Here is a 7,860-nt window from a genome sequence, read left to right as displayed (position 1 = left end):
TAACTCTGCGGCTAAAAGCCCCCCAACTTCGTCTTCATGCCAGATATAGTATTGAACATCGATACTGCGTTCAGCAGTCCTGGACAGAAATACCCTGGCCGCGAAAGCATCCAGGCCATTTACTAACGGATTGAAACCAGACTTGCTACCTTTACCCGCACTAAGCCTCGTAACAGCCTGCCCCTGGAATGTATCACTGGTATCTTCAATTAAGGTAGATTGTTTTCGGTCGGGATTGGTGGGCAAGCTGGTACAACCAGCCATAACAAAATGTAACGACACTAAAACTACAACGCAATAGTTTCTACAGTTTAGTGCCATTTGTTACTCAACATTTCACCGAGAACAACTAGTTTTTGTTGTTTCGCCCTGGCGGAATTACTTCATAATTCACCATACCATCTTGATCGCTGACAGCAGCCAGATATCGATTGTCCAGATGATAAATAGTCGTCGAAATCTGGTTACCTTCAAAAACAGCATGGAGTTGGTCACCCTCGATGCGATAAGGATCACGTGACGCGCCAGTAGTTTGCCCGCCCTGAATAGCAACGCCTTTATCAAACTCGATCAAGGTGCGGGTACCGTCTTCATTGTAGTATCCAGTCAACTCATTTCCGGTTGGCAGATGTTTAATTGTTATCATTTTGCCAACGATCAAGCTGCTAATTTCGTCAGTCGTCAGCGCCCTGGCGCCTTTCGCCTCTACATCTGTCATGTTCATAGGCGCTGGTGGTACGTACTGCTCCGCTTGTGGTTCCGCAGCAGTTTGCTGATTTTGCGCCTTTTCGCCGCCACAGGCTGCTATCAGAAACAGCGACCCGATAACAAACAGAAATGTGCGGTTGAGACTCTTATTCATCTTTCTTCTCCCTTATAACAGCGTCGGTCTTCATGAACTTTTTTTGTTAGTTGTTTTGGTGATACCAATCCTTTAAACCATGATCCAGGGATATGCGGGCAGAAATAAGCCGGCCTTCCATGCCTTTAAAAAGGATTCCATTGTATCAAATATCGCTAATTCAGAAACGCAAATTAAGCACATTTCTTGATCAAGATCAGAGTAAGCCAATGGGTAGATATTTTTTCTAACTATAAAATGAGATACGTAGAGAGCTATTAAACTCCGTAATTCAGTACTGAGCCTGTTACCTAAAGCCCACCACTCGTAGCATTGTTCACAAAATGGCGAGTGCTCCAGCGAGATACCCGACGGAACATAGCTAAAATGTTGTGGCTAGTAGCACCACTGACACTTTTACTACTCCCAGCACCGTTAAAGTGAGGCCAATAGAAAGGACAATGGTAAATGGAACGATGGTCAACTTGCGTTTTATTGGTGCCCGCAGGCTATAGCACACATCGAATCAACAGCAAATAAGCCCGGCCTTTTCAAAACATACTTAATACCATATATTCTGTGGCCAGTGCCAAGGTTTATTCTTTTTTCAGAAACTTGCCAAGACATGACTTCCGGGCTTGTGACGTACAGCCCAGAACTTTCCATGGTTTATGCGCACATAGTTTATATCGCACAAATTTGATGTTTGTCGCTGGCAAGCTCAGAAAACGATTGTTTCTGCACACATGAGAATTAAATATTATTGTATTTTGCAAATCCCGCCTTCATTAAAATGTCACTTTTCATTTCATATACATTTTAATTACTGGCAATCAAAACAACGTACAATAAACAATCACAATTACCCGAATCTGCTCATGAAAAAACCACAACAACAGTATTTGTTTAATCGACGATGGATCTGGCTTTACTCATTGCTTCTGTTTTGCACGTGCTGCAATAACCTTTATGCCGATGAAGAAAATGAAAGCTACGAATTTGAGCTGACACCCTATTTGTGGGCAGCAAGCATCAGTGGTACTACTGCTGTAAGTGACGATGGATCACCGCCCACAGAATCGCCACCTATCGACTCAGATTACAACTTTTTCTCCCTCGATAACCTGGATGGCGTTGCCTCCGCAACATTTACGGCACGCAAAAACCGGTGGGGATTTTTGTTCGATTTTTTATATGTTGCCTACGAAGATACCTTGCAGGCAGGAACGTTGCTAGAAACGACGCCAAGGCTGGAAGGCCTTATTATTGAGTACGCTGGCGCCTACGCTCCGCAATCAGTAAAAAACCTGGAAGTGATCGCCGGCATACGACAACAGAACATCGATGTCTCGCTGCTAATACTGAACCAAAACCCGGAAGCAAATGTTAACTGGTTTGATCCGTTTGTGGGGGTAATTTACGCCATACCTTTAAAGCATGACTTTAGTATGTCATTGCGTGGTGATGTAGGTGGCTTCGGAATCGAAAGTGACATGGCAGTTAATGCCGAGGCTATGATTCGCTATCAATTTGGCAACACATTGTCTGCTAAATTTGGTTACCGTTATCTTAAAGTAAAATTTGATGATGCTAATCTGGTTTATGACATAGGCCTGGACGGTTTTCTGCTTGGCCTTGGTATTAAGTTCTAAAAAGTTCCATTAAATTTTTAATGAAGGAGAAACAATTTTTTTAGAGACAACAAGCTGGCGCTAATGGATAACATGCTAATGCGATAGCCATTTTATAATTTTTTCATAGTTTCAATAAAAGACTGTTACCAGGGGAACAATACTATGGAAAAAGAGGCTACGGCAATGATTGAAAAGGATAGCGCGAATGTTGTGTCGGGAATACTGGTAGGTTCGTCTATTGGCATTGGGGTTTGGGCAATCCTGATTTTTCTTATTTATAATTATCTCTTGTAGTAAATATTTTTTAAGTATAAATTTCCGCCCAACCTTCACTTCCAGCGCTTAACATCGAAGACTGACAGTTTCTATTTAAAACTCCTAATCGCTACTTACAGAACTGGCATTAGCACATCAGGAAGCATGGCCGTGTTTTCCCAATAATTACTTAATCAGGAAGCTTTTCGGCTTCATCCAATGTCAGTGGCAATGGAGGCAATTCATGTACCGGCATTTGAGTTGCGTCAAAATCCGTGTAAAACACTTTGCCTGATGATGCTGACAATCCCACTCCTGACTTTATCGACATATCATACGGTACGTTAATACTAATTGAAAACGCATTGCTGGACGTAAATCGATTGCTGCTCATCGCCGATGCCGTATTGCTGATGCCACCATAAGCCAGGACAGATCCAGCGAATACGACACAACAGCTGACGGTGGCTGCGATTATATAGTTCTTTTTCATTTTCTGCTCCCTTATTAACAGCAACACACTTCAGAAGATCGTGCGCAGGATTAAGAGGACTTCTACTACTGTTTGACAAAAGAACAGAAAAAATCATATATCGCGTTCCGCCAAATTGTTGTGCGTTGATGCCAATACAAGGACGGACCGGATCTATGTGAAGAATTTATTATTTATTGCATAATTTTTGCGAACGTATAATAAAAAAATCCACGTGATCATTACGATCACGTGGTCGCGTTAGTAGAACGCTTGACGGGATTTGATAATCCCAATGGGGAACTATACACAATGAAAATACAAACTAACTTTCCTTACTTCCTGTCAATTAAAAGATCAGGAAGTAGCGAGTAATCCGTACCCATGCTCATACAACTATTACTGCTTTCGTTTACGCCTGTACCGCCCATACCGCCTGTCGCAAACGCCGGACTACCCGCCACAAAACACCTTTACTAAACAATAAGCCATAATGATCCATAGATATTTTTTAACCATCCGACCACCACACCTTCCTGAAAGTTTGATTCCTTATACCGGGTCTCGATGATCTTCATTTGTAGTATTGGACAATTTAATGTGAGTTGATATTTGTCAGCTTCCGCCAAGTATTTATCTTTTCGTGACAGGCTAAAACGGTGTTAATATATGGGCATTACAACTAACTGTCCGGATTCCCCAGACGAAAACGGGTGAGAAGATGAAAATAACAAAACCACTTTGCTCAGTTATTATTGCCTTGATTGTTATAACGATAACAACTGCTTGCTCGCAGACACCGATCACTACGGAATACGATAAATCTACAGATTTTACAAAATTGAAGACCTACGCCTGGGGGAAAAATACGATAAATATAGAGCAAACAGGCAAGACGGTTGACCGAAAAGTAGAAGAAATAGGGAGAGTAGTCACTAACAGGATACCTGATCTAGTAAACGCAGAACTGAAAGCAAAAGGATTTGCACTGGCTGATAATGAAAGTCCAGCTTTTATCATCCAGTATTCTGCTAAAAACAGGGTAGAAAAAATTATTACGCGGGAAATGTACGCACCCGGTTCAGCTACAGCACCATCGAACATTGATCAGGCAGGCACCATGATGATAGGCACACTGACTATTTATATCCTGGAACCTGAATCCATGAAACTACTATGGCGCAGTCAAATGGATACTATTATTAAGTTCGACGGCAAGGAGAGAAACAGAATAACCAGGGTAATAAGAAATATGTTTAGCGACTTTCCGCCACCGGCACCCAAAACCAACGAGAAAAATAGCTAGCGCTATTTTCACAATAGCCTTAAGCCTCAACTACCGTCAGTAGCTTTCCGTCCTTGGAAGATTAAATCCTTTCATTGGTAATAGAAGACACTTCCCCATTGGATTTAAACCGTATCCGTGTCACAGTGCCATTGGGCATGGAATAGATCCAGCTACTGCCGTACTTTGAATATGGAGTACCGCATTTCTTTTCAACTTCCAGCTTGGAAATACCGCGCCGATCACCATCATCAATAATAGTGCCGCCACATCGAATACTGCCCGCTGATGCATTTACACCAAATACCATCAATACCAACCCTACAATCAACATTACTAATAGATTCATTCGTATTTGATTTTTCATTTTGAGTCCTCACCAATAATTCGTAGAAAGTTTGATTCGTGTGTTATTTCATTTTTGGAATATTCACTTTCATATTGGGCCAGACTACCAAACCCGTTGCTGTTCTCATTGCCGAACCACTGGCAGTATCCAGCGAAAGTCCGCCAAACGCAGCACGCGAAATCATGTCGCTGCCACCGGTAATACCTTCGTACTCGTCAGTGCCACCAGTAATAGTAAATTTACCCTTGCAACTTCCCACCTTACCCTTGCAGGTAAACTTGCCAAACACATTGCCCGGTGCGCCAATGATGTGGCAGCGCCCAGTTGCTTCAGTTTTTAAGGTGTCTGCATGAATTTCCTGCACCGTGGGGCAAACAAAGATAGCGGTGTCAAAATCATTTTTACTACCTTCCTTTTCGATATACATAATGCCTTCGAACTTACCCACAAACTGGTATAGCTTGGGGCCCACTTTAAATACTTCTCCCTCACCCTCCCAGGGGGCGAGAATTTTTCCCGAAGATTCTTTCGCGTTTGAGAAGCCAGCAAATAGAAAGAAAGAAAACGCAAGCACATAAATTGTTGTATTCTTAATTGATATTTTCATGGTTATGCTCCAGACGAAATAGATACGCAATAATGAACAAATTTTAGCAGATATTTTTCGCCCCAGACCAATAAACCCAGATCTGGCAACAATATTTGACCATATACATCCGACATGCATGATTAACGTTAACGCAGTCGCAAAATACTGGCCAAACACAACACTTGAAAAATATCCCCTGGATAATTCAAGAAATCATTCCCCTTGGAAATTCCTGACTACCGATACATACCTGTCGTAGATTGTTTTTTTAGCATACAATAGTGGCACGTGTTTCGTGTTAGGGTCATTTCATTACCGCTAACTATTATTAAAGGGAAAATAGACAATGGCGAATCTGGTTTTCGGCTCAAAGACACCATACTCCACAATTGCTCTTGCTAGTTTGCTAGCCTCTTCAATCTTGATTCAAGCCTGCGGTGATAAAAATCAGGCGCCGCCGCCGCGGGAAACGGTACGTCCGGTAAAAACCATCACGCTGGGCGCTGCAGATTTCAGGGGCAGCCGGCAATTTCCAGGAACAGTACGCGCATCAGACCGGGTTGATCTGTCATTTAACGTGGATGGACCGTTGATTGAGCTGCCTGTCAAACAAGGACAAAACGTCAAGAAAGGGGATTTGATCGCCCGCCTTGACCCAAGGGATTACGGCAGTAATTTGAAAGCTGCTGAAGCACGCTACACCGAAACCAAGTCCAACTACGAGCGCGGTAAGGGATTGGTCAAAGACGGATTCATTTCCAAGGTACAATTTGACCAGTTGCGGTCCAACTTTGAACAAGCGGAAGCCGATCTCGCTATCAAAAAGAAAGCGCTTAACGATACTTATCTCAAGGCACCTTTCGCCGGTAAAATCGCCAAACGCTATGTACAGAACTTCCAGGATGTTCGTCGTAAAGAACGCATTATCAGCTTACAGGATGTTAATGTAATAGAAATTGTTGTAAATGCCCCGGAAAGCATTGTCGCAGGAGCCGCGGGGGATGCCAGACAAGCCACGATACAGGCTACATTCGAATCACTACCCGGAAAAACCTTTGACCTGGAGGTTAAAGAATTTGCTACAGAAGCCGATCCGAAAACCCAAACCTTCGAGTATGTCCTCATTATGCCGCAGCCGGAAGACGCCAATATCTTGCCAGGTATGACGGCGACGGTACTGGCAACAGCCCCGGAAACAGCAGTTCAACCAACAATACAAGTTATACCTGCCCTGGCCGTAGTTGCAGACGAAACCGGTAAATCTCATGTGTGGGTGATTAATCAGAAAGAAAATACGGCGCATAGTCGTGAAGTAAGCACTGGCGAACTGGTCGGTAACGATCAGATTACTATCACTGATGGGCTGGCCAATGGCGATATGGTTGCAATTGCAGGTGTCAGTACATTGCGCGAAGGCATGAAAGTCCGCCCTGTCGACAAAATTGAATTCTAATAAACACACCTCTTATAACAAAAAGGGTCCAGTGCTATGAATATTGCGGAATGGAGTATTCGCAACAAAGTGATTACCTGGGTATTGACTGTACTCATGGTAGTCGTCGGTTACAAATCATTCTTTGCCCTAAGCTGGCTGGAAGATCCCGAATTCACCATTAAAGACGCTGTCATTCTTACACCCTACCCTGGCGCATCGGCCGCTGAAGTGGAAGAGGAAGTGACCAACGTCATTGAAAAAGCCGTGCAACAATTAGGGCAACTTAAATATGTAGAATCACAATCCAAACGCGGCCTGTCTATCGTGCAAGTCACCATGAAAGATAAATATGATGCTGTGCGCCTGCCACAGGTGTGGGATGAATTGCGTCGTAAAGTTAATGATGCACAAAACAAACTTCCACCAGGCGCTGGTCCATCACTGGTCAATGATGATTTTGGCGACGTCTATGGGGTCTATGTTGCGATTACTGCAGAAGGTTACACTTACAAGGAAACCTATGAATTTGCCAAATATTTACAACGGGAATTACTACATGCTGAAGATGTAAAGCGCATAGAGTTATATGGCGCACAACCTGAAGCTGTATATATTGAAATGCGCCGGGAAAAAATGGCGGAGTTTGGTGTATCACCACAGGACATATACAACGCTCTCGCCGCAAAAAACCTGGTTTCAACTTCCGGAAACATCAACCTGGGCCAGGAGTATTTACCGGTTAATCCAACGGGAGAATTCAAATCGGAACAACAATTTGGTGACCTGTTAATTCGCAGCAGGGGGCCAGAATCAAAAAGCCTGGTGTTCCTGCGTGATATTGCCGAAATAAAACGAGGTTACCAGGAACCTGCAACAAATTATCTACGCTTCGATAAAAAACCTGCCATAGGTTTGGCCATTTCAACGGTACAAGGTGGCAACGTTGTCACCATGGGCGAATCATTGTACGACCAGATTCAAGCTATATTGCCAGTCGCCC

At 43.3% G+C, this 7,860-nt stretch carries 10 protein-coding genes and 1 pseudogene; 5 read left to right on the top strand and 6 right to left on the bottom strand.

The genetic code is table 11. The features are described from left to right. Together ACWVCM_RS10375 and ACWVCM_RS10370 are read right to left on the bottom strand one after the other, a co-directional pair. Nucleotides 1-282: pseudogene (locus ACWVCM_RS10375) on the bottom strand (hypothetical protein); the annotation flags it as partial. 67 nt (nucleotides 283-349) lie between these two features. Beyond that, complete coding sequence (locus tag ACWVCM_RS10370) at nucleotides 350-862, bottom strand: hypothetical protein (RefSeq protein ID WP_455201677.1); 513 nt, start codon at nucleotides 860-862, stop codon at nucleotides 350-352. An 857-nt stretch (nucleotides 863-1,719) separates the two neighbouring features. Here ACWVCM_RS10370 and ACWVCM_RS10365 point away from each other — a divergent pair. Both ACWVCM_RS10365 and ACWVCM_RS10360 read left to right on the top strand, forming a co-directional pair. Then, a complete protein-coding gene (locus ACWVCM_RS10365; protein WP_455201676.1) occupies nucleotides 1,720-2,493 on the top strand; it encodes a hypothetical protein in 774 nt (257 codons plus the stop codon). Nucleotides 2,494-2,637: 144 nt separating this feature from the next. Next, nucleotides 2,638-2,769 carry a hypothetical protein gene (locus ACWVCM_RS10360; RefSeq protein WP_455201675.1) on the top strand — a complete coding sequence of 44 codons (132 nt, stop codon included), beginning with the start codon at nucleotides 2,638-2,640 and terminating at the stop codon, nucleotides 2,767-2,769. A 151-nt stretch (nucleotides 2,770-2,920) separates the two neighbouring features. Here ACWVCM_RS10360 and ACWVCM_RS10355 read toward each other — a convergent pair whose 3' ends face one another. Then, entirely contained in the window at nucleotides 2,921-3,223 is a 303-nt protein-coding gene (locus ACWVCM_RS10355) for a hypothetical protein (protein WP_455201674.1), read from the bottom strand. 314 nt (nucleotides 3,224-3,537) lie between these two features. Then, on the bottom strand, nucleotides 3,538-3,666 hold the full coding sequence (locus tag ACWVCM_RS10350) for a hypothetical protein (RefSeq protein WP_455201673.1): 129 nt from the start codon (nucleotides 3,664-3,666) through the stop codon (nucleotides 3,538-3,540). A 257-nt stretch (nucleotides 3,667-3,923) separates the two neighbouring features. Here ACWVCM_RS10350 and ACWVCM_RS10345 point away from each other — a divergent pair, with 257 nt between their 5' ends. Then, a complete protein-coding gene (locus ACWVCM_RS10345; RefSeq protein ID WP_455201672.1) occupies nucleotides 3,924-4,508 on the top strand; it encodes a DUF4136 domain-containing protein in 585 nt (194 codons plus the stop codon). A 61-nt stretch (nucleotides 4,509-4,569) separates the two neighbouring features. On the opposite strand, the gene ACWVCM_RS10340 is transcribed toward ACWVCM_RS10345, so the two are convergent. Both ACWVCM_RS10340 and ACWVCM_RS10335 read right to left on the bottom strand, forming a co-directional pair. Beyond that, nucleotides 4,570-4,854 (bottom strand): hypothetical protein, encoded by a 285-nt coding sequence (locus ACWVCM_RS10340; protein WP_455201671.1) that lies wholly within the window; start codon nucleotides 4,852-4,854, stop codon nucleotides 4,570-4,572. Between the two features lie 43 nt (nucleotides 4,855-4,897). Beyond that, nucleotides 4,898-5,443: a hypothetical protein gene (locus ACWVCM_RS10335; RefSeq protein ID WP_455201670.1), complete on the bottom strand. Its 546-nt coding sequence runs from the start codon at nucleotides 5,441-5,443 to the stop codon at nucleotides 4,898-4,900. Nucleotides 5,444-5,771: 328 nt separating this feature from the next. Between ACWVCM_RS10335 and ACWVCM_RS10330 the strand changes: the two genes are divergently transcribed. Both ACWVCM_RS10330 and ACWVCM_RS10325 read left to right on the top strand, forming a co-directional pair. Further along, nucleotides 5,772-6,878, top strand: coding sequence for an efflux RND transporter periplasmic adaptor subunit (locus ACWVCM_RS10330; protein ID WP_455201669.1), 1,107 nt, complete (start codon nucleotides 5,772-5,774; stop codon nucleotides 6,876-6,878). Nucleotides 6,879-6,914: 36 nt separating this feature from the next. After that, nucleotides 6,915-7,860, top strand: a 946-nt coding sequence (locus ACWVCM_RS10325; RefSeq protein ID WP_455201668.1) for an efflux RND transporter permease subunit, incomplete at its 3' end; no start/stop codon positions are given.

This window comes from Kaarinaea lacus (assembly GCF_975902315.1).
The sequence above is the reverse complement of the archived record's forward strand: the minus strand, read 5'-3'. Positions and strand labels throughout refer to the sequence as shown.

Excerpts from the sequence above, each read along its gene's own strand:
- ACWVCM_RS10355 (WP_455201674.1), bottom strand. The coding sequence starts at position 3,223 with ATGAAAAAGAACTATATAATCGCAGCCACCGTCAGCTGTTGTGTCGTA.
- ACWVCM_RS10365 (WP_455201676.1), top strand. The coding sequence starts at position 1,720 with ATGAAAAAACCACAACAACAGTATTTGTTTAATCGACGATGGATCTGG.
- ACWVCM_RS10340 (WP_455201671.1), bottom strand. The coding sequence starts at position 4,854 with ATGAAAAATCAAATACGAATGAATCTATTAGTAATGTTGATTGTAGGG.
- ACWVCM_RS10345 (WP_455201672.1), top strand. The coding sequence starts at position 3,924 with ATGAAAATAACAAAACCACTTTGCTCAGTTATTATTGCCTTGATTGTT.
- ACWVCM_RS10370 (WP_455201677.1), bottom strand. The coding sequence starts at position 862 with ATGAATAAGAGTCTCAACCGCACATTTCTGTTTGTTATCGGGTCGCTG.
- ACWVCM_RS10360 (WP_455201675.1), top strand. The coding sequence starts at position 2,638 with ATGGAAAAAGAGGCTACGGCAATGATTGAAAAGGATAGCGCGAATGTT.
- ACWVCM_RS10330 (WP_455201669.1), top strand. The coding sequence starts at position 5,772 with ATGGCGAATCTGGTTTTCGGCTCAAAGACACCATACTCCACAATTGCT.
- ACWVCM_RS10335 (WP_455201670.1), bottom strand. The coding sequence starts at position 5,443 with ATGAAAATATCAATTAAGAATACAACAATTTATGTGCTTGCGTTTTCT.